General features: G+C 70.3%; 18 protein-coding genes. 14 read left to right on the forward strand and 4 right to left on the reverse strand.

The features are described from left to right. Nucleotides 1-2: 2 nt before the first annotated feature. Both ACFPQ9_RS03980 and ACFPQ9_RS03985 read right to left on the reverse strand, forming a co-directional pair. The gene (locus tag ACFPQ9_RS03980; protein WP_380846538.1) at nt 3-1,496 is read right to left on the reverse strand and encodes an ABC transporter substrate-binding protein; all 1,494 of its coding nucleotides are present in this window, start codon (nt 1,494-1,496) and stop codon (nt 3-5) included. Between the two features lie 4 nt (nt 1,497-1,500). After that, nucleotides 1,501-2,034, reverse strand: coding sequence for a GNAT family N-acetyltransferase (locus tag ACFPQ9_RS03985; protein ID WP_380846541.1), 534 nt, complete (start codon nt 2,032-2,034; stop codon nt 1,501-1,503). Between the two features lie 165 nt (nt 2,035-2,199). Between ACFPQ9_RS03985 and ACFPQ9_RS03990 the strand changes: the two genes are divergently transcribed. The 3 genes from ACFPQ9_RS03990 to ACFPQ9_RS04000 all read left to right on the forward strand — a co-directional run bounded on the left by ACFPQ9_RS03990 (nt 2,200) and on the right by ACFPQ9_RS04000 (nt 5,096). Next, a complete protein-coding gene (locus ACFPQ9_RS03990; protein ID WP_380846544.1) occupies nt 2,200-3,147 on the forward strand; it encodes an ATP-binding protein in 948 nt (315 codons plus the stop codon). A gap of 42 nt (nt 3,148-3,189) precedes the next feature. Continuing rightward, complete coding sequence (locus ACFPQ9_RS03995; protein ID WP_380846547.1) at nt 3,190-3,582, forward strand: SCO5389 family protein; 393 nt, start codon at nt 3,190-3,192, stop codon at nt 3,580-3,582. Between the two features lie 371 nt (nt 3,583-3,953). Beyond that, entirely contained in the window at nt 3,954-5,096 is a 1,143-nt protein-coding gene (locus tag ACFPQ9_RS04000; protein ID WP_380846550.1) for an EcsC family protein, read from the forward strand. Nucleotides 5,097-5,149: 53 nt separating this feature from the next. On the opposite strand, the gene ACFPQ9_RS04005 is transcribed toward ACFPQ9_RS04000, so the two are convergent. Beyond that, nucleotides 5,150-5,356: a DUF397 domain-containing protein gene (locus tag ACFPQ9_RS04005; RefSeq protein ID WP_380848390.1), complete on the reverse strand. Its 207-nt coding sequence runs from the start codon at nt 5,354-5,356 to the stop codon at nt 5,150-5,152. Nucleotides 5,357-5,575: 219 nt separating this feature from the next. Here ACFPQ9_RS04005 and ACFPQ9_RS04010 point away from each other — a divergent pair, with 219 nt between their 5' ends. The 6 genes from ACFPQ9_RS04010 (at nt 5,576) to ACFPQ9_RS04035 (ending at nt 10,153) form a co-directional block, all read left to right on the forward strand. Continuing rightward, on the forward strand, nt 5,576-5,995 hold the full coding sequence (locus tag ACFPQ9_RS04010; RefSeq protein ID WP_380846553.1) for a WXG100 family type VII secretion target: 420 nt from the start codon (nt 5,576-5,578) through the stop codon (nt 5,993-5,995). 128 nt (nt 5,996-6,123) lie between these two features. Next, entirely contained in the window at nt 6,124-7,722 is a 1,599-nt protein-coding gene (locus ACFPQ9_RS04015; protein WP_380846556.1) for a peptidoglycan-binding protein, read from the forward strand. A gap of 9 nt (nt 7,723-7,731) precedes the next feature. Continuing rightward, complete coding sequence (locus ACFPQ9_RS04020; protein WP_380846559.1) at nt 7,732-8,205, forward strand: protease inhibitor I42 family protein; 474 nt, start codon at nt 7,732-7,734, stop codon at nt 8,203-8,205. Next, entirely contained in the window at nt 8,202-8,615 is a 414-nt protein-coding gene (locus ACFPQ9_RS04025) for a hypothetical protein (protein WP_380846562.1), read from the forward strand. Before ACFPQ9_RS04020 ends, ACFPQ9_RS04025 begins: the two co-directional genes overlap by 4 nt. Before the next feature lie 349 nt (nt 8,616-8,964). After that, nucleotides 8,965-9,429 carry a DUF4352 domain-containing protein gene (locus tag ACFPQ9_RS04030; protein WP_380846565.1) on the forward strand — a complete coding sequence of 155 codons (465 nt, stop codon included), beginning with the start codon at nt 8,965-8,967 and terminating at the stop codon, nt 9,427-9,429. Nucleotides 9,430-9,823: 394 nt separating this feature from the next. Beyond that, the gene (locus ACFPQ9_RS04035; protein ID WP_380846568.1) at nt 9,824-10,153 is read left to right on the forward strand and encodes a deoxyxylulose-5-phosphate synthase; all 330 of its coding nucleotides are present in this window, start codon (nt 9,824-9,826) and stop codon (nt 10,151-10,153) included. 36 nt (nt 10,154-10,189) lie between these two features. Here the strand turns inward: ACFPQ9_RS04035 and ACFPQ9_RS04040 are convergent, their stop codons facing one another. Further along, complete coding sequence (locus tag ACFPQ9_RS04040) at nt 10,190-10,588, reverse strand: hypothetical protein (protein ID WP_380846571.1); 399 nt, start codon at nt 10,586-10,588, stop codon at nt 10,190-10,192. 210 nt (nt 10,589-10,798) lie between these two features. Between ACFPQ9_RS04040 and ACFPQ9_RS04045 the strand changes: the two genes are divergently transcribed. The 5 genes from ACFPQ9_RS04045 to ACFPQ9_RS04065 are packed head-to-tail and all read left to right on the forward strand — an operon-like array spanning nt 10,799 to nt 18,232. Further along, nucleotides 10,799-11,320, forward strand: coding sequence for a hypothetical protein (locus tag ACFPQ9_RS04045; RefSeq protein ID WP_380846573.1), 522 nt, complete (start codon nt 10,799-10,801; stop codon nt 11,318-11,320). Then, nucleotides 11,320-12,714 (forward strand): hypothetical protein, encoded by a 1,395-nt coding sequence (locus ACFPQ9_RS04050; protein ID WP_380846576.1) that lies wholly within the window; start codon nt 11,320-11,322, stop codon nt 12,712-12,714. The genes ACFPQ9_RS04045 and ACFPQ9_RS04050 overlap by 1 nt, the downstream gene beginning before the upstream one ends. Then, nucleotides 12,711-14,135, forward strand: coding sequence for a vWA domain-containing protein (locus ACFPQ9_RS04055; protein ID WP_380846579.1), 1,425 nt, complete (start codon nt 12,711-12,713; stop codon nt 14,133-14,135). The genes ACFPQ9_RS04050 and ACFPQ9_RS04055 overlap by 4 nt, the downstream gene beginning before the upstream one ends. Before the next feature lie 57 nt (nt 14,136-14,192). Beyond that, nucleotides 14,193-15,317, forward strand: coding sequence for an ATP-binding protein (locus ACFPQ9_RS04060; protein ID WP_380846582.1), 1,125 nt, complete (start codon nt 14,193-14,195; stop codon nt 15,315-15,317). Then, entirely contained in the window at nt 15,314-18,232 is a 2,919-nt protein-coding gene (locus ACFPQ9_RS04065) for a DUF5682 family protein (RefSeq protein WP_380846585.1), read from the forward strand. The genes ACFPQ9_RS04060 and ACFPQ9_RS04065 overlap by 4 nt, the downstream gene beginning before the upstream one ends. Nucleotides 18,233-18,295 lie beyond the last annotated feature (63 nt).

Below are 18,295 nucleotides of genomic sequence, written 5' to 3' on the forward strand. Positions count from 1 at the left end.
GGTCAGCGCCGGGTGCCGATGCCGACGAGGGTGCGCTCGTACGGGTCGAGGAGCGCGCCGCTGACGGAGGTCCCGACGCCGGTGATGATGCGCTGGTGGACCAGCGGGAGGACTGCGTCGGTGCCGAGGATGCGGGCCTCGGCGGCCATCGCCGCGTCCTGCCGTCCGGCGGTGTCGGTGGCGCGCTCGGCCTCGGCGACGGCCCGGTCGACGTCCTTGTCGCAGAGCTGGGCGAGGTTGTAGCCGCCGTCGCAGGTGTAGTCGCCGGCGAGGACGGAGACGGGGTCGCCGGTGTCGACGAGGGTGTTGCGGGCGAGCACGAACGCGTCGAACTTGCCGGCCAGCGCGTCGCTCTCCAGCCGTGAGTACTCGCGCACCTCCAGCGTGACCTCGAACCCGGCCTTCTCCAGCTGCTGCTTCAGCACCTGCGCGACCTCGGGCAGTTCGGGCCGGTTGTCGTAGGTGGCGAGGGTGATCCGGGTCCCGTCGGGCCGCTCCGGCGTCGCCCGTCCGACCGGCTCGGTGCGCTTGCCCGCGGCCCAGGTGACGGCGGGGCCGTAGATGCCGGTGCCGGCGTCGGCGTATCCCTCGTAGACGTCCTCGGCGAGCGCGGAGGTGTCGACGGCGGCGCGGGCGGCGGCCCGCAGCCCGGCGTCCTTGAAGGGGCCCTTCTCCGAGTTGAGGAGCAGGCTGGTGGTGCGGGTCGTCGCGGTCGCCTCGCGGGTGCCCTTGTCGAGGGTGGCGGCCTGGGCGACGGGGATCGCCTCGGCGAGGTCGACCTGGTCGGTGCGCAGGGCGCTCGCGCGTGCGGTGCCGTCGGCGACGAACTTCACGTCGATGCCGGTGGCCTGGGCGCGTCCGCCCCAGTAGTCGTCGTAGCGGTCGAGGGTGGCGGCGGCGGTGCCCATCACCTTGGTGAGTGCGTAGGGTCCGGTGGCGGTGCCGACCGGATCGACGTCGTCCTTCTCCCGGTACGCCTTGGCGGAGAGGACGGCGAGGGAGGGGCTGGACAGCCGCAGCGGCAGGATCGGGTCGGGGGCTCCGGTCGTGATCCGTACGCCGTCGCCGCCCTCGGCCTTCGCGGTGAGCGTGACTCCGGCGAGGGCGGCCGGGGCGGGCTTCGCCCGGGTGGCGTGGGTGAGGGAGGCGGCGACGGCGGCCGGGGTGACCTTCGAGCCGTCCTGGAAGGTGGCCTCGCGCAGGGTGAACAGCCAGGTCCTCTCGTCCTCCTGGCGCCAGGAGGCGGCGAGGGCGGGGCCGGCGGCGCCGTTGGCGTCCAGCGAGGTCAGGCCCTCGGTGACGCCGAGGCGGCTGAGGATGGTGGCGTCGGCGCCGTACGGCGAGAGGTTCTCGGCGGGCGGGAAGGCGAGGGCGACGCGCAGGCGTGAGCCGGCGCCGGGACCGTCGGCGGAGTCGCCGCCGCCGCTGGAGGCGAAGCATCCGGCCACTACCGGGGCGAGGACGAGGGCGAGGAGCGGGCGGAGTCGGCGTCGCACGGGTCTATCGCTCCATCGGTATCTCGAAGTGGACGACGCCGTTGCCGCCGTCGGTGGTTTCGCGTTCGTCGTGCACGACCTTGCCGAGCGAGCGCCAGAAGGCCTCGGCACCGGGCACCTTCGGGTCGGTGTGCAGATAGACGGCGCGGTAGCCGCCGTCGGCCGCCGCGAAGGCCAGCAGTTCGTGGACGAGCCGCCGGGCGAGGCCGCGTCTGCGGTGCTCGGGGCGGACGTAGACGCGGCGCAGTTGCGCGGTCGCGCCGGAGGGGTAGCGCTCGGCGAGGTCGCGCGGGTTCGGCGGGTGGGCCGGGCCGCGCGAGTCGAGCGCGGCCGTGGCGACGACGACGCCGCCGGGGTCGAGCGCGACGACGAGGGTGTGGCGGGGTGAGGCGAGGTAGGCGGCGGCCGGATCGATGATGTCCGCGTGCCAGCGGGGCACATAGCCGGTGCCGAAGTCGCGGTAGACGGTGTCGAGCATCAGGGCTCGCGCACCGTCCAGGTCGTCCGGGCGAGCCGTCCTGATGCTGGAGTCATGCACTTGCACATCATATGCATTAAGCACGAGGAAAGATCATGGCGACCCTCATGACCCCTCACCCCCTTACGGCTCAAGCGATTTGACAGCGATCATGGACCGCGACCAACCTTGCCACATGACATCCATTTTCAACAAGGGCGTCCTGGTCCCGAAGGCAGGCCGCTGATGCGTATCGCGTTCGTCGGCAAGGGCGGCAGTGGCAAGACGACCCTGTCGGCGCTCTTCGCCCGTCATCTGGCCGGCTCGGGCGCACCGGTGCTGGCCATCGACGGCGACATCAACCAGCACCTCGCCGAGGCGCTGGGCCACACCGGCGCCGCCCCGGACGCCCCGCCCCTCGGGGCGCACGTCCGCGCGATCAAGGAGTACCTGCGTGGCACCAACCCGCGCATCGCCTCCGCCGAAGCCATGATCAAAACCACACCGCCGGGCCGCGGCTCCCGCCTGCTGCGCCTACTGGGCGACGACGAACTGCACACACGTCACGTCCGGCGCGTCGGTGACGTACCGCTGATGGTCACGGGCGAGTTCGACGAGAGCGATCTGGGAGTCGCCTGCTACCACTCCAAGCTCAGCGGGGTCGAGCTCTACCTGGGGCACCTGGTCGACGGCCCCGGCGAGTACGTGGTCGTCGACATGACCGCCGGCGCGGACGCCTTCGCGTCGGGCCTTTTCACCCGCTTCGACATGACGTTCCTGGTGGCTGAGCCCACCCGCAAGGGCGTCTCGGTGTACCGCCAGTACCGCGACCACGCCCGCGAGTTCGGCATCCGCGTGGCGGTCGTCGGCAACAAGGTGACCTGCGAGGACGACCTGCTCTTCCTGAAGCAGGAGGTCGGCGACGACCTCCTCACCCACCTCGTGCAGTCCTCCTGGGTCCGCGCGGCGGAACAGGGCCGGGAACAGGGCGAGTTGGAGGCCCTCAACGTGCACGCCCTGAACGTGCTGCGCGAGGCGGTGGACGCCCGCGACAAGGACTGGCCGACGGCTCACCGCCACGCCGTCGAGTTCCATCTGCGCAACGCCCGCGCCTGGGCCGACGACAGGACGGGCGACGACCTGGCCGCCCAGGTGGACCCGGACTTCGCACCGGGCCCGCCGCCACGGCACTGACGCCCCCTCCCCCCTCGCCACCCCGAACAGGAACCCACGCACATGTCTCTCGACGTCTCCCCGAAGCTCCTCGCCGAAGCCGAGCAGGGCGACATCCGCGAGGAGGACTTCGTGGACACGGTCCGCACCTCGCTGCCGTATGCCTACGACCTGATCGCCTCCCTCGCGGCCCGACTGCGCGACGGCTCGGCCGACTTCACCGACAACCAGACCCCTCCCCCGTCGGAACACGAACGCGGCCAACTGCTGCGCGCCCTCGCCAGCGACGCCATCCGCGGCAGCCTGGAGCGCCACTTCGGCGTGACCCTCGCCTTCCAGAACTGCCACCGGGTGGCGGCGTTCCGCCCCGGGGCGCGAGTCGGGGAGACATACGCGCGATTCACGTCGGTCCGCTCACAGGTGCTGAACCAGTCCCCGGAGTTCCGGGACTGCTGACCAACCCCACCCCCCCTCACCTTGATACGGCTCCTTGACACCCGTCGCGTCGAGTAGTCGGATCAAGTCCGCGCGGCCGTAGCCGAGCAGGACGGCACGGTGCACTCCCATCAGCACCAACTGGGCCGCGACCTGAGCCCCGTATCCGTCCTTCGTAGCATCGAGCCACTCGTGGACCTTCTCGATACCAAGACTGGTCATCACCACCCCGTGGTCGCGCCGAACCTCCGTAACATGGCCGGCGCCGGACTGCCCTGGAGAAGCCCCGCATCGACGGCGAGACCTACACGTCCCCGCTCACCCCGCCCCCGGGCCACGGCCCCCGCCACCCCGCCTGACAGCTCGCCCCGGAGACAGGAGCGCCACGGACGATGAGCAACCCGCAGTACCCGCAGCAGCCCAATCCGCTTCCCTCGGACTACGAGCTCGACGCATGGCGTGCCATCCAGCGGTTCAAGGGCCGCCCACTGTCACGAGCCATAAGAAACGCCGGCGAACGAGCGGCCAACGGCGTCGCGGAACTCGGCAAGCGTGCCGCCAAGCAACTGGAGAACCACCCACGGGCCAAGTCGGCGGTTTCGCGTGGACAGGAAATCGTCGCCAAGGGCACTCACAAGGTCGGCGCCGGGGCTCGCAGCGCCGCCGACGCCCTCCCGGACTGGAGCGGCACCGCCGTTCAGTCCGTGCGCCGCACGGTGGGGCGGGTCTCGCGAGCGGGGCTCTCCTCCAAGCGCGTGGTGGCGCTCCACAAGAAGCGCGGGCACGACGTCGCATCGCTGCGCGACCTGCGCCGCCTCGACCTCGAGCAGATCGACGCGGTCCGTGGACGGGCGGCGAGCTGGTACTACCCGGCCGCCGCGGCGCTCTCGGGAGCGGGTGCGGGACTTGTGATCTCCGGCGGACAGCTCGTCATCGCCGCCTCCGCCGGCGCAGCGGCAGCGCCTTCGGGAGGTGCCATCGCCGGCGCCTTTGTCGCCGATTCCGCAGCGGTCCTCGGACTCGCGTCCCGCGCCGTCGGCCACGTCTCGCTGTTCTACGGCTACGACCCCGAAGATCCTGCCGAGAAGCTCTTCGTGATGTCGGTCATCAACGCCGGGACGGCGAGTTCGGCCACCGCCAAGAACGCCGCGATGGCCGACATCTCGCGGCTCACCCAGGCACTCTTCCGTGGCAAGGCGTGGAAGGATCTGAGCGAGCACGTTGTCGCCAAGGTCTCCCAGCAGTTCGCGAAGGCGTTCGGCTTTCGCCTCACCAAGAAGGGACTCGGCAAGGCCGTACCCGCATTCGGGATTGCAGTCGGAGGCACCCTCAACTGGACCACTCTGGAGGGGATCGTCGACGCCGCCGAGATGGCGTACCGACGGCGGTTCCTCCTGGACAAGTACCCGCATCTCGCCGACGAGGAGGCATCCGGACCGATTCCCGATGCCGAACCGGACGTCCCGGACGACGCCGATGAGGAGATCAGTCTGCTCGACGAGATAGTCGAGGCGGGCGGACCCGACCTCCACTGACCCCTTGCGTCCCGGTGGCGCGCGTCATCACGCGACCGCCGGGACGACGCGGCTCAGGCCCCTGCCGCGAACCCCACGAACCGCGACCACTCCTCACGCCCGACGGCGAAGTGCGGTCGAGTCGCATCCTTGGAGTCCCGTACATGGATGGCCTGTTCGGTGAGGGCAACTTCGACGCAGTCGTCACCCTGGGTGCCGCTGTAGCTGGACTTGAACCAGGCGAGTTCCGTCGCGGCAAGATTCCCGACTCGGCCGTCCAGGTCCTGAAGGCCGAATACGACGCGGGCCCCGGACCCGCGTCCGGCTTCTCCGTCCATCCCCTACTTATCCCGCTCATCAACGAGTTGGTGGACGAAGACGAGTCGTGACCACGGCTCCGCGCGCTACATGCTCATGACATGTGATCAGGTATCATCCCTGGTCAGCAGGCCTGGACCACCACGGGGGTGTTCGGCCGTTCAGATCAGGGGGCGGGGAGCATGACCGGTGCGGGCTCGGACGGCTACAGGATCCATGCGAGCGGCATGGACGGCGAGGCCGGAAAGCTCGACCGGGCGGGCGACGACGTCGGCGCCATACGCAAGGCCGTGGAGGACCAGATGTGCTACGCACCGGACGCTCTCGGCGGATCGGACTCCGGCCCCGCGTACGACAACTTCGCCGCCGCCTGGCAGGCCGAGGCAAAGACGCTGGAAGCCGCGCTGCACGAACTCGCGGACAAGGTCGGCGTCTCCCAGCGGAACTACGAGAGCGCCGACCACGACACCATCGTCGCGCTGCACTCCGCCGGCGCGGACGGCGGCCTGACGACCATGCCCGCACCCGCCGCTACCCACCCGGGGACGACCAGGGGCCTTACCCCGGGCGCGCCTCCGCCGAGCCTCGCCGACTTCGACTGACGGACCGGCACACGCCGCCCAGTTCGACACACCGGCCACCGCGCGCACCCGGCCGAGGTGCGAGCTTCCACCTGACACCTCACACCTCACACCTGACACCTGAGCAAGGACAGCGGGGCTCTCACCACATGGCCGACGCAGGCGAATCCACCACCGACCGCAAGCAGAAGATCGACCGTTACATAGGAGACCTCGCGGCGGCCGACAGCAAGAACGCGGTGCTGGAGGCCATCGGCAATCTCCTCGGTGTCTCCGCGCCGGTCGGTTCCCCGAGCACGCTGGACGCCATCGCCCAGCGCTACAAGAGCCACGCCGACGATGCCGCGGACGTACGGGACCGGGTCGAGAAGGTCGCCGCGTCAGGGCTTCCGTCGGTGTGGGTGGGCAGCACCGGTGCCAAGGCTGCCGAGGTGGTGGCGGCGGCCGGCCGTTCCGCCGAGCAGATGGCCGAGGCGTTCCGGAAGGCGTCCAGGGCCCTCTACGACCTCTCGGACGCGCTCACCTCCGCCCAGTCCAAGGACGACGACGGCCGTGAGCAGTTGCGGAAGGCCCGCACGATGCTCGGCGGTGACGACGGTTTCTTCGACGACATGGTCGAGACGGACGACGAGGAAGCCGACCGCGAGCGGGCCCAGGAGATCGCGGGAACGGGGGCAAACTTCCTCTACTACGCCGCGCAGGAGGCGGACGACGCGGCGCGGGTGGCGGCGCGGGAGCTGAACAAGTACGCGGCCGAGGCCCGTGCCGGGCAGATGCACACCGACAACATCTCCGCCGCCGACCGCCTCGTCCTCGCCGACGTCGGCGTGTACGGCGGCCCGCAGGAGCAGAACGAACTACTCACCGCGAACGACCTTGAACGTTCCGGCCGTTTCATGGAGAAGATGAACGCGCGGGACGAGGCCCGCTTCGAGCGGATGCTCGCCGATGCCAAGACGCCGCAGGAGCGGGCGTATCTGGTGAAGGCGCTGGCCGGGGGCTATGACGTGGACCAGGTCGGCCAGTTTCAGGACAAGATCCACGGCAAGGACCCGCACTGGCTTCAGCAGCACCTCAGCCCGGTCGTCACGGCCGGCGACAGCAAGGCGGCAGAGGGGCTCAATGCGGACGGGTCGAACAAGAACACCGACTACCAGTGGTTCGGCGACGAGAAGTGGTCGCAGGAGGGCAACACCTGTGTGCCGTCGAGCACCGTGACCGCCCGTGCCATGGTCGATCCCGTCTATGCGCTGGAGTTGACGGGCGGACCGTCCGGGCAGGAGAACGACCCGGACGCCTTCCGCGACCGTCTCCACGACGAACAGCTGCGCCTGCACGAGGAAGGCGACGGCAGCTACACGCACTGGTGGTCCGATGTTCCGGACGGAATGGACAGAGACGGGCAGAACGAGATCGCCAACAGCGAGATCAGCCCGCACACCGGCAGCGCGTACGAGTACCAGGAGGTCCGCGGTGCGGACGCGCGCCGTGACGTGCTGCCGGACATCGAGAGGTCCGTTGCCGAGGGCAAGCCCGTCCCCATCAACGTGGAGGGGTACGACGAGGAGGGCCGGCACGGGCACCAGATGATGGTGATCGGCCAGGAGGGCGACATGCTGCAGATCTACAACCCGTGGGGCCAGACGACCTGGGTCAGCGAGGACGACTTCGTCAACGGCCACATGGACAAGGCCTCCGACTCCCGGATGCCCGACGCGTACGGCGTCCACATTCCCGCCGACCGATAAGTGAGCGTCATGATCAGCGTCCTGCGCCGACTCGCCCTCCCCGCCCTGCTGATGACCGTGCTCGCGGGCTGCGGCCTCACGGGTCCGGACACCTATGAGCTGGACGAGAAGAACATAGAGGTGGATGTCGGGGAGAAGTTCACGCTGTCCGTTTCCGTCGACACCGCCATGGGCGAGTGGTGGTACCTGACCGTGCCGGAGCCAGACCCTGACGTCGTCCGGAACGCGGACAAGCGGGAGAAGATCGAGGCCGACGACGCCGCGGTCGGCAGCGGGAGCGGAACGGACTCCTTCGACTTCAAGGCCGTCGGTCCCGGCACGACGAAGATCCGGCTCATCCAGTGCCCGCGCGGTGCCTGCGCCGGCGGCGGCGATGCCGGCGGTCCCGTCACCCCGTCCCCTGTCCCCAGCGGCAGCCCCACTCCCCAAGAGAAGTACCGAGCCACCATCCACACCTACACCGTCACCGTGAGGAAGCCATGACGTCCGCGCCGCTGACCTCGCCGCCCGGCCGGACCGACGACGAGCTGGCACAGTCGGACATCCCGACGATGCTGCGTTACGGTCTCTCCTTCGCCGGGCCGCATCGCACCGCCCTCTTCGGCGACGGCGCGGTGGGCGCCGCCGTCCTGCTGGACCGGCTCGGCATCCAGCCGCGTGCGGTGGCCTTCCTGGCCAAGGTGGTACGCGGCGGGGGTGTCCGGTACGCGGCCGAGCTGCGTGAGCCGGTACCGGGCGATGAGGCGGTGTCCATGGTGCGGGCGTGGCTGGAGTCCGCGGCCACCGCCGCCGACGGGGTCGACGGCGACGAGGAGACGGCCCGCTGGCTGGAGGCCGTCGCCGAACTGCTCGGCCTCCGACGCCTCCACCGCTCCCGGGCGGCCGGGGAGTGAGCGGCGGGCCTCCCGGTGACACGCGTGGCGGGTGCTGAGGACGAGCTCCCCAGGACTGATCACCAGCCCTCCGACCTGCGGTTCCTCGCCGCTGGGCGCAAGCTGGTGGCAAGACGGGCGCACGTCGGAAGGAGGCGTCGTCATGGGAGGAAGGCTGGAGGCCCTTCGTCACCGGACTCTTCTCGTGGTGGCGAGTATCGCCGTCACGAGCATTCTGACGAATTGCGGCGGTGATGGCTCCGAGAGCCAGAAGCGGCAGCGGGAGCCATCCGCACAGACCACATCCACGTCGGCATCCGCGGCCACAGAGGCAACGGTCGCGACCCCGTCCGGGAATCACGTCCGCACCTTGGAGAAGGGGCAGACGCTCCCTGTCGCGATCGCCCCGAACGAGATCCTCGACATCCCGGCCAGCTCGGCCGAAGTGACGCTCACCGACTACCGGCAGGCCGACGTCCTGCCCCAGGGCGAGTACCTGTCACCGGAGACCGCGGATCCGCAGAACACATTCGTATGCCTTGAGTTCAAGGTGAAGAACACCAGCATCGAGGAGTTCGACACCGCGCCGCTGACGCGGGCACGCTGGACCGGAAAGGACGGAGAGACCAAGCAGATCGACCACGAGATCGGCGGAGACTGCGCGGAACTCGGCTTCGTGAAGGAGAACCTGCTCAACGAACCGGATCCCCGTCCCGGCGAGTTCGTCCGGGGCACCACCGTGCTGATGGTGCCCGACACACAGCCCGGGGCTCTGGAGTTCAGCGACAGCGTGGAGCACCCGATGTTCAAGATCGAGACATCACGGTCACGCTGACCCGGCCGCCAAGACGGTAGCGCCTCAGCCGAACCGTCCGATCACCACGCGGCAGGTCAGCCGAGCTGCCCGGTCCCCGGCGGCCCTCGACTGCGGCAGCCCCGGCAGGGGGCTGAAGGCCGCGCTGCATGACGGGCAGGTCCGTCGCATTGCAGCAGTTCCGGCTGGTCGATGGCCACGTGGCCGCCATCCCATGGCGGTAACTGGGACGACCCGGCCGCCGTTTACTGCCTCTGGCGGGACCGAGCGGTCAAGGGCGCGAGCCGCTCCTGAGGGCCGGCGGGGCCACGACACGGCCACGGCCACGGCCACGGCCACGGCCACGGGGAAGCGTGCGGGATGCCCGGCCCGAAATTCCGTCGAGTTCGGGCCGGCGGCCGCCTACTCTGGCGGTATGGCCCACGCGAAGACCTCGTACGTCTGCCTGCCCTGCCGGGCCTCGTACAAGCAGCCGTACGGCAAGGACAGGGAGCGGATCTGCCCCCGTTGTGCGGAGCCGCTGATCCACGTCGGCTCCGCCTTCGCCGCGCCACCCCTCCGTGACCGCGCGGCCTGGCGGACCCTGTCCGTGCTGCTGCACGCAGGCGTCCGGTTCCACAAGAGTTGCTGCGGCGGGCCCGGTTACCGCCCGCGCACTCTGCGGGAGGTGCGTGAGCGGATGGCCCACGCGCGTCGTACCGGTGAACCCTTCGCACGGGCACTCGTCCGTCCCGAGATGCCCTGACGCACATCCCGGTCACCGGCTCTCATCCCGGCTGTCTCACAGCCCCGCCCGTGCCAGCAGCACCGGCAACGCCTCCGGCTTGACCTTCTGGACCGACCGCACCTGGCCCAGGCCGAGTTCCTCACGGCTGACCGGCTCGCGGTACAGCGCCTTCGTCGCCTCGGTGATCATGGTCACCGCGACCAGGTAGGGAACGTCGGGGTCCTCGTCGTCCGCCCGGGGTTCCTCATCGACCTCGGCCACCGCGGCGACCGCCGATTCCGGCTGGGCGAAGAAGAACCAGAGGCGGTCGCCGGGCTGCATTCGGTAGCGACGGCTGAGCCAGAGCTCCAGTTCCGGCTCCTCCTCCGCCACTTGCCGCATCGTCTCCTTGTCGGACGGCTCCCCGTCCAACGAGTCCTTGCGCGGATTGAGGATGTAGATCCAGTCCGCCATGGGATCCCCTTCGGTCAGGGCCCTCGGCCCGCGGCAAGGCGCATTGGTGCGGCGCCTCATCGTGCCAGGCCACGATCCCCAGGCATACACATTTTTCCAGGACCCCTCAGTCGGTCCACGGCCGTCGTCCCGTGCCGGCGGCGTTGTCAGTGGGTGCCGATACCTTGATCTCGTTGCGCCGCTCTGGCGTTGACATCCCCTTTCGCATGCATGGGAGATGGTGCGTTGTCGGTCTGGGAGAAGTCGAGTACAGCGCGGGTCGTGCCGTCCGCGCGGCCTCGGAAGCTCGCGAAGGTGCCCTTCGTGGAGCTGGCCGACGGACGGTTGCAGGGTGTGGTGTCCAGTGGGTCGGACATCGGGCGGGTGTATGTGTCGTCGGTCGAGGCGGGGACGTACGCCTTCGCGTGCAGCACCAACAACAACCGTCCCTGTGGCGGGGCGCGCGGGTGGTTCTGCAACCACATACGTGCGCTGATCAGTGAGGCGGTGCTTCAGTACGGCGTCGAGCGTGTGGCCCGCTATCTGAAGGTCGAGGTCTCCGACGGCGCGTCCGCCGACGCGGGCTCCCTCACCGATGCGATGACCGCCGTTCGGCCGGGGCAGGGGGACAGTTCGGCCGCGGCTCAGGTGTTCAGCCGGTTCTTGCGGCATCTGGCGTATCTCGAACTCGCCCCGAGCACCCCCCCGTTGCCCGAGATGCAGTGGTTCCCGACGACGAGGGCGGTGGCCTGATGCGTGCCGATCTGCTGACCGACCCCGTCGACGGGCTCGATGAAGTCCTCGCCGCTGTGGACGGTTTCGACGAAGTGCTGGTCGCCGGTCTGCTGCGTCCGCAGCCCGCCCAGGCCCACGGGCTGGCCGTGCTCGCCGAGGCCGTCGCCGGCTCCCCGCTGGCGGCGCGGGTCGCCGAGGCCGCCGAGAAGACCGCTGCCGGGGCCGCCGGCGAGGATCACTTCGTCGCGCTCGCCGCCGCTCGCACGGCCCTGCTCGGTTCCGTGCACGACGCGCTGGTCCTGCGCGTCGAGGAGGCGGTCGGGCGGCCCCGGGACGAACAGAGCGCCGCCACGGCCGGCGATGCCGAGCACGCGGTCAATCTGCTGACCGCAGCGCGTAGTTGGCTGTGCGACGTCGCACGGGCCGGATGGCAGGGCATCGATCATGAACTCGTCGGCGGGGCGGCGCCCGTCGTGTCCGCGATGCTGCCCGACGCCGCGCTGCGCCGCCTGGCCACACTGCTGGACGGTTTCGCCGCCGAGCTGGCCGCCTCCTGCCCGGGAGCGACCCTGGAGCGGGTTCCGGTGCGGCGGTGGGCCGATCTGTGGTCGCGCGCCATGCTGCTGACGGTGCCCGGAGCGGCGGCCTCCGCTCCCGGCGTCACCGAGGCGACCGGCCGTCTGCTGCCGCTCGGTGTCGACGTGCAGGAGCATGCCACCGCCGTACAGGCGCAGGTCCATGCCGTGTTCGAACCGGCGGGCGGTGGCACACCGCGGCTGGTGCGGGCCTCGGTGTCCGCGCCGAAGCCCGACACCGTCGTCGGCGCCGGGCTGTGGCAGCTCTTGCGGCCGCACATGTCCCTGCTGGCCGCGGTGAGTGAGGGGCGGGCGATGGAGCTCGACGCGATGCCCGTCACCTGTGAGGGCGATCTGATCTGGGACGACGCCCGGGCCCGTACGGGTGAGCCCGCCGAGGTGTTCGCCACCGCGCGGGTGGCGCTGCCCACCGCCGCCGCCTTCCCGACCGCGCCGCTCGACCGGCATCCGGCGCGTATCGCCGTGCCCGTCCTGCTGGAGGGGTATGCCGTGGAGGAGGGCGAGGACGGGGTGGCGTTCCAGGTGGCAGGGCAGCGTCTCGCCGTCGACACCGACCGGGTTCCGGCCGCCGGACCGCTCACGCCCGAGGTGGTCGCCTCGTCCGCCGCGTGTGTCGGGCTGCTCCGCTGGGACGCCGGGGAGTTTCTGGTCCAGCCGCTCGCCGTCGAGCGGAGCGTACGGAAGAAGTCCGTCGCCGTGCACGCCGGGGCCTGGGCCGGAGGGACGACCGACAAGGCCGGCGTCCGGGCCGAGAAGGCCGCCACCGACGCCGTCACCGTGCTGCGCGAACGGGCGGGGAGGCTGCTGCGGAAATGAGCGAGCAGACCATCGAAGGGGCGCCCGCGCCCGATGCGGAGGAGAACCGCCGGCAGGTGCTGTACTGGCGTCTGCTGGCCCGGCTGTTCGACCCCGAGGAGCAGGCAGGACTGGAGTCGGCGAGTCTCGCCGTGGTCGAGGACATCGGCCTGCCGTCCGCGCTGCTCGACCCGGGGGCGTCCGTCGACTCCGTCGTGCAGCGGCATCCCGAGCTGGCCGCCGAGTTCGACGGACTGATGGCACCCGCGCCGGACGAGGACGGTGAGCGTGACCGGGCCGCCGAGGTGCGACGCGCGGCGCTCGTGTCGAAGGTGCTGCTGAACGTCTTCGCGACCGGCTCCGGCACCGTCACCGCCGAGCAGCTGGCGCGCTGGCAGTCCGACGCGGGATGGCTGGAGCGGGCACTGGGCTGCCGGCCCGGCGAGCTGCGCGGCGGACGTGGCGGTGCCGGCCGTGCGGGAGGCGGGCCGGGCGTCAGCCCCACCGGAACCGGCTTCGGCGGACCCACGCCCGACCTGAGCCGTCTGATCCCCGAGATCGGGCCGGAGCTCGGTTCCCTCGAGGCCGGTCTCGTCAAGCGCATGCATCTGCGCGAGGTGCTGGCCGACCCCGCGCTCGCCTCGCGGCTGACGCCGAGCATGTCCCTGATCGAGCAGTTGCTGCGCGACAAGGACAACCTCTCCGGTGTCGCCCTCGCCAACGCCAAGTCGCTGATCCGCCGTTACGTCGACGAGGTCGCCCAGGTGCTGCGCACCCAGGTGGAGAAGGCCACGGTCGGTGACATCGACCGGTCCGTGCCGCCCAAGCGGGTCTTCCGCAACCTCGACCTCGACCGGACCATCTGGAAGAACCTCACCAACTGGGACCCGGAGGGGGAACGGCTCTACGTCGACCGCCTCTACTACCGGCACACCAGCCGCAAGACGACACCTCAGCGGCTCATCGTGGTCGTGGACCAGTCGGGTTCGATGGTCGACTCGATGGTCAACTGCACCATCCTGGCGTCCATCTTCGCCGGGCTGCCGAAGGTGGACGTCCACCTCATCGCGTACGACACACAGGCGCTGGATCTGACGCCCTGGGCGCACGACCCGTTCGAGACGCTGCTGCGGACCAAGCTCGGCGGCGGCACCGACGGCACCGTCGCCATGGCACTCGCCCAGCCGAAGATCGCCGAGCCGCGCAACACCGTCGTGGTGTGGATCTCCGACTTCTACGAATGGCGCACGGACGAGCTGTTCGAGAGCATGGCCGCCGTCCACCGCTCGGGGGCGAAGTTCATCCCGGTGGGTTCGGTGACCAGTTCGGGGCGCGGCAGCGTCAACCCGTGGTTCCGGGAGAAGTTCAAGGACCTCGGTACGCCGGTGATCTCCGGCCACATCAAGAAGCTCGTGCACGAGCTCAAGACGTTTCTGACCTGATCAACCGGCGTACGTCCACGTCCCGTTGTGATCACCGTACGGAAAGGCTTTCCCTTCATGTCAGACCTGCTGCGCGCCCCTGCCGAGATCAAGTACGCCGAGGAGCTCGACTGGCTGGAGTCGATCGACGACAACCCCAAGCCGTTCTCGTGGCGGCTGTCCCCGAAGATGGTCCGCCTGTTCATCCTCGGTTCCGAGCGTGCCGACGGACTGGACCGGGAGGTGTCGCAGAAGTGGTTCGGCGACCGCAGCTTCGTCGAGCGGTCCATCGTCACCCTTGCCTCCGACCGCGGTCTGCTGCTCATCGGTGACCCCGGCACCGGCAAGAGCTGGCTGGCGGAGCTGCTGTCCGCCGCGATCTCCCGCAATTCGACGCTGGTGGTGCAGGGCACGGCCGGGACCACCGAGGACCACATCAAGTACTCCTGGAACGTGTCGATGGTCATCGCCAAGGGCCAGTCACGGGAGTCGATGATCCCCTCGCCGATCATGACCGCGATGGAGGGCGGCTCGATCGGCCGCTTCGAGGAGCTGACCCGGTCCACGAGCGATGTCCAGGACGCGCTGATCTCGATCCTCTCCGAGAAGTACATCTCCGTCCCCGAGCTGGAGAGCGGCGGCGGTGACGACAACATCGTCTTCGCCAAGCCCGGCTTCTCGATCATCGCCACCGCCAACAGCCGCGACCGGGGTGTCAACGACCTGTCGTCCGCGCTGAAGCGACGGTTCAACTTCGTCCGCATTCCGGTCGTGACGAACAGGAAGAGCGAGGCGGAGATCGTCCGCTTCCGCACCGAGGAGCTGCTGCGCCGGCACTCGATCGACCTCGACGTGCCGCCGACCCTCCTCGATGTGCTGCTCCAGAGCTTCGCCGATCTGCGGGCGTCCGCCGCCGCGGCCGGCAGCGACGACGAGAAGCTGGAGTCCGCGCTGTCGACGGCCGAGCAGATCGGCGTGCTGGAGGACGCCGTCCTGCACAGCAACTTCTTCGGTGAGCGCGCCCTGACCGCCCGCACCCTGGCGTCCTCCCTCGTCGGCTCCCTCACCCGGCGTGAGCCCGAGGACCTGGCCATTCTCAACAAGTACCTGCACGGTGTCGTCGAGCCGCGCAGCAAGGAGGAGGGCGGCTCCTGGCCCGAGTTCCTTGAGGGCGGCCGCGACGCGATCGCCACTCTGTCATGAGCGGCCCCCAGGAGAGCACGTCGTTCACCGCGCTCCGCGGGCAACTGCAGGAAGCGGCAGCCACGTTCGCGGGCGGGCCCGACGCCCTGGAGGGCATCCTCCTCGGCATGGTCGACGACGTCGACCGCGCGGTGCGCGAGCCACTGGAGATCTTCCCCGTCTGTCACCACTCCCCCGCCTCGGCTCTTGCCATGGCCCGCCGGCTGCGCGAGAAGCAGCCCAAGGTGGTGTACCTGGAGTTGTGCGAGGACATGGCCCCGCTCCTGACCGAGCTGCGCAACTGCCGACTGCCGGTGGCGGTGCAGGCGTTCGCAGGCGACGTCGACGGCTTTCCCGCCGACTGGGCCCCGCTGTCGGTCGTCGCGCCGGTCACGGAGGCGTCCGCCGAGTACCAGGCGATCGCGTACGCCCTGGACACCCCGGGCGTCGAGCTGGTGCTCGTCGACCGGTCCTCGGACCACGTCTTCCAGTGGGACAGGAGAGCCGAGCACACGCAGGAGGAGGCCGCCCCTCCGGAAGACGCCGAGGCTGCGCTGCACGGCGAGGCCGTCGGCGTCGAGATCGGCGACCTGCGGCCGCGCTTCACGGAGTTGGAAGAGCATCTGCTCCGCCACGGGAAGGTGCGGCACTGGTCGGAGTGGTGGCACCAGTACGTCGAAGTCCCGCTCGGGGACAGCGATCACGACACCTACCGTCAGGTCATGTTCCTCATCGGCAGCCTGTTCCGGCGGCTCGCCCCCGGCGACGGGTCCCGCGTCAAGGTGGACGAGGACCGCGAGCGGTACATGTGGACCCGGATGCGCGAGCACCTGGCGGCAAGCGGCACCGATCCGAGCGACTGTCTGTATGTGTGCGGGGCGTTCCACGCGGCGAGCCGCGTGGAGGAGTTCGGCGTGCACGGCAGCACGGACACGTTCACGATCAGTCCACGGACCGCCACCACCTGGCAGTACGGGCTGATCCCGTCCAGTCACGCGGCGATCGAGGCGCAGTTCGGGCTCGCCGCGGGCTCGGTGTCGATCGCGGCGACCGAGTGGGCGAAGAGTCTGAAGCGGACCCGGGTGAAGCCGTTCCGGCTGGAGGGCCAGGCAGGGAAGAAGAAGTCGGCCAAGAAGACGGCGGTCGCCGCCCTTGCCCCGGCGCCGCGGTCCGCGGTCGCCGCCGACAAGCTGACCGGCTTCCTGCGCAGACCGCCGGTGCTCGACACTCTGGACGAGGCCGAACTGCTCGGCTGGTCGGTCGACATCGTGCGCGCGGCCCGGCGCAACGGCTATCTGGCCTCCACCGCCGACGCCATCGCCGTCTTCGAGACGTCGATCCTGCTCGCCGGCATGCGGGACCGGGCCAAGCCGACGCCGTACGACTTCCAGGACGCGGCCGTCACCTGCATCGAGAAGGACAGCGTGCCGGGGCGGCGGGACGTGCGGCGTCTCGTCGAGATCATGATGGGCGGCGACCGGATCGGCCAGGTCGGCTACGACTCGCTGCCGCCGCTCGCACGCGATGTGTACGACCGGCTCGCACCGCTGGAGCTGAAGCTCGAACAGCGCGGAGTGCGCCGGGCGCTGCTGGACATGGCGTCCCGGCCGGAACTGCGGGCGTGTTCCGATGTGCTGTGGATGCTGCGGAGGCTGATGCCGCAGGGTGCGGCACGGCCGATCATGGGTGAGCGCAGGCTCGGTGAGCGGTCGATCCAGGAGTCATGGGACCTGGCGCTCGGCACGCATCAGCGGGCATTGATCGAGCTGGGCTACGAGGGTGTCAGCCTTGAGCAGGTCCTGGAACAGCGGCTGCGGCGCGAGGTGTACGGGGCGCAGGCGACGACAGCGACGGTGCTGGCCGCGATCGAGGACGCGACCCTGTACTTGAACAGCCGCCGTCTCTCCGACGAGCTCGGCACGCACGCGCTGAAGCTGCTCGCCACCGAGCGGAGCGTGGACGGCGCGCCGGAGGTGCTGCGCCGGGTGCGGGCGCTGCTGGCGTACTACCGCACCAGCGAGCCGGTGCTGCCGTCGTGGATCGAGTCCTTCGTCAAGACGGGTTACGCCCACTACTGCACGCTGCTGCCGACGGCGTTCCGGGACGAGGACGCGACGGTCGGGCAGGTCGCGGCGATGCTCGGCTTCCTGTTCAGCATGGAGAGCCTGGCCCTCTCACTGGGCTGCGACCGGACCCAGCTGGAGCTGGCGGTCGCCCAGTCGCACCCCGACGAGCCGTCGAAGACTGCACTGCTGTGGGCGGCGCAGGTGCAGCTCGGCACACTGTCCCGGGCCGAGCTGCGGGCGCGGTGCGACGAGCTGCTGGACAATCCGCTGGTCGTGCCCGCCTATCCGCGCTATCTGAGCGGCTTCGTACACGCGCTGGAGCCCGTGCCGGGGCTGGCGGACGTGGTCGTGGAGGCGGTGTCGAACGCGTTCGGGCGGCTGCCGGACACGGTGCTGCTGCCGTGGCTGCCGCTCCTGATCACCACCCTGCGCTCGGGCGCGTCCGACCTCGCCCCCCTGCTGATCCGCGAGGCCGGTCGCATCTTCCCGGGCCGGCTGGCGGCACTGGACACATGGGTACCGCCGTGGCGGATACCGCAGTCGGATCCGTTCGCCACGGCACGGCCGAAGCCCGCACCCGACGTCCGCCGTGGCGCCGCGCTCCTCACGGCGCACCCGTCGACCTGCGACGCGGTGGCGGAACTGCTCGGCTACGACGGCGTATGGGCGCAGTCCGAGGCCCCGTCCCCGTCGGGCGTGGGATTGCTGTCCACGCACTCGGCGACCTGCGACGCCGTGGTGGACTTGCTCGGCTATGACGGCGTGTGGGCAGGGACGGCGACGGGTCCGAACGCGTCGGGCGGGGCCATGCTCACGGCCGCCCATCCGGCGACGGCGGACGCCCTGGAGTCCCTGCTCGCCGGCGGATGAGGCAGACGGTGGCCCGGCCCGGAGCACCCGGACCGGGCCACCGCCACACTGCTCACCAGCAGC

This window comes from Streptomyces coerulescens (genome assembly GCF_042657965.1).
GTDB classification, from domain to species: domain Bacteria; phylum Actinomycetota; class Actinomycetes; order Streptomycetales; family Streptomycetaceae; genus Streptomyces; species Streptomyces coerulescens.

Bases quoted from the DNA above. Each gene is read 5' to 3' on its own strand.
- ACFPQ9_RS03990 (WP_380846544.1), top strand. From the start codon at position 2,200: ATGCGTATCGCGTTCGTCGGCAAGGGCGGCAGTGGCAAGACGACCCTG.
- ACFPQ9_RS03995 (WP_380846547.1), top strand. From the start codon at position 3,190: ATGTCTCTCGACGTCTCCCCGAAGCTCCTCGCCGAAGCCGAGCAGGGC.
- ACFPQ9_RS04000 (WP_380846550.1), top strand. From the start codon at position 3,954: ATGAGCAACCCGCAGTACCCGCAGCAGCCCAATCCGCTTCCCTCGGAC.
- ACFPQ9_RS04010 (WP_380846553.1), top strand. From the start codon at position 5,576: ATGACCGGTGCGGGCTCGGACGGCTACAGGATCCATGCGAGCGGCATG.
- ACFPQ9_RS04015 (WP_380846556.1), top strand. From the start codon at position 6,124: ATGGCCGACGCAGGCGAATCCACCACCGACCGCAAGCAGAAGATCGAC.
- ACFPQ9_RS04020 (WP_380846559.1), top strand. From the start codon at position 7,732: ATGATCAGCGTCCTGCGCCGACTCGCCCTCCCCGCCCTGCTGATGACC.
- ACFPQ9_RS04025 (WP_380846562.1), top strand. From the start codon at position 8,202: ATGACGTCCGCGCCGCTGACCTCGCCGCCCGGCCGGACCGACGACGAG.
- ACFPQ9_RS04035 (WP_380846568.1), top strand. From the start codon at position 9,824: ATGGCCCACGCGAAGACCTCGTACGTCTGCCTGCCCTGCCGGGCCTCG.
- ACFPQ9_RS04040 (WP_380846571.1), bottom strand. From the start codon at position 10,588: ATGGCGGACTGGATCTACATCCTCAATCCGCGCAAGGACTCGTTGGAC.
- ACFPQ9_RS04045 (WP_380846573.1), top strand. From the start codon at position 10,799: ATGGGAGATGGTGCGTTGTCGGTCTGGGAGAAGTCGAGTACAGCGCGG.
- ACFPQ9_RS04050 (WP_380846576.1), top strand. From the start codon at position 11,320: ATGCGTGCCGATCTGCTGACCGACCCCGTCGACGGGCTCGATGAAGTC.
- ACFPQ9_RS04055 (WP_380846579.1), top strand. From the start codon at position 12,711: ATGAGCGAGCAGACCATCGAAGGGGCGCCCGCGCCCGATGCGGAGGAG.
- ACFPQ9_RS04060 (WP_380846582.1), top strand. From the start codon at position 14,193: ATGTCAGACCTGCTGCGCGCCCCTGCCGAGATCAAGTACGCCGAGGAG.
- ACFPQ9_RS04065 (WP_380846585.1), top strand. From the start codon at position 15,314: ATGAGCGGCCCCCAGGAGAGCACGTCGTTCACCGCGCTCCGCGGGCAA.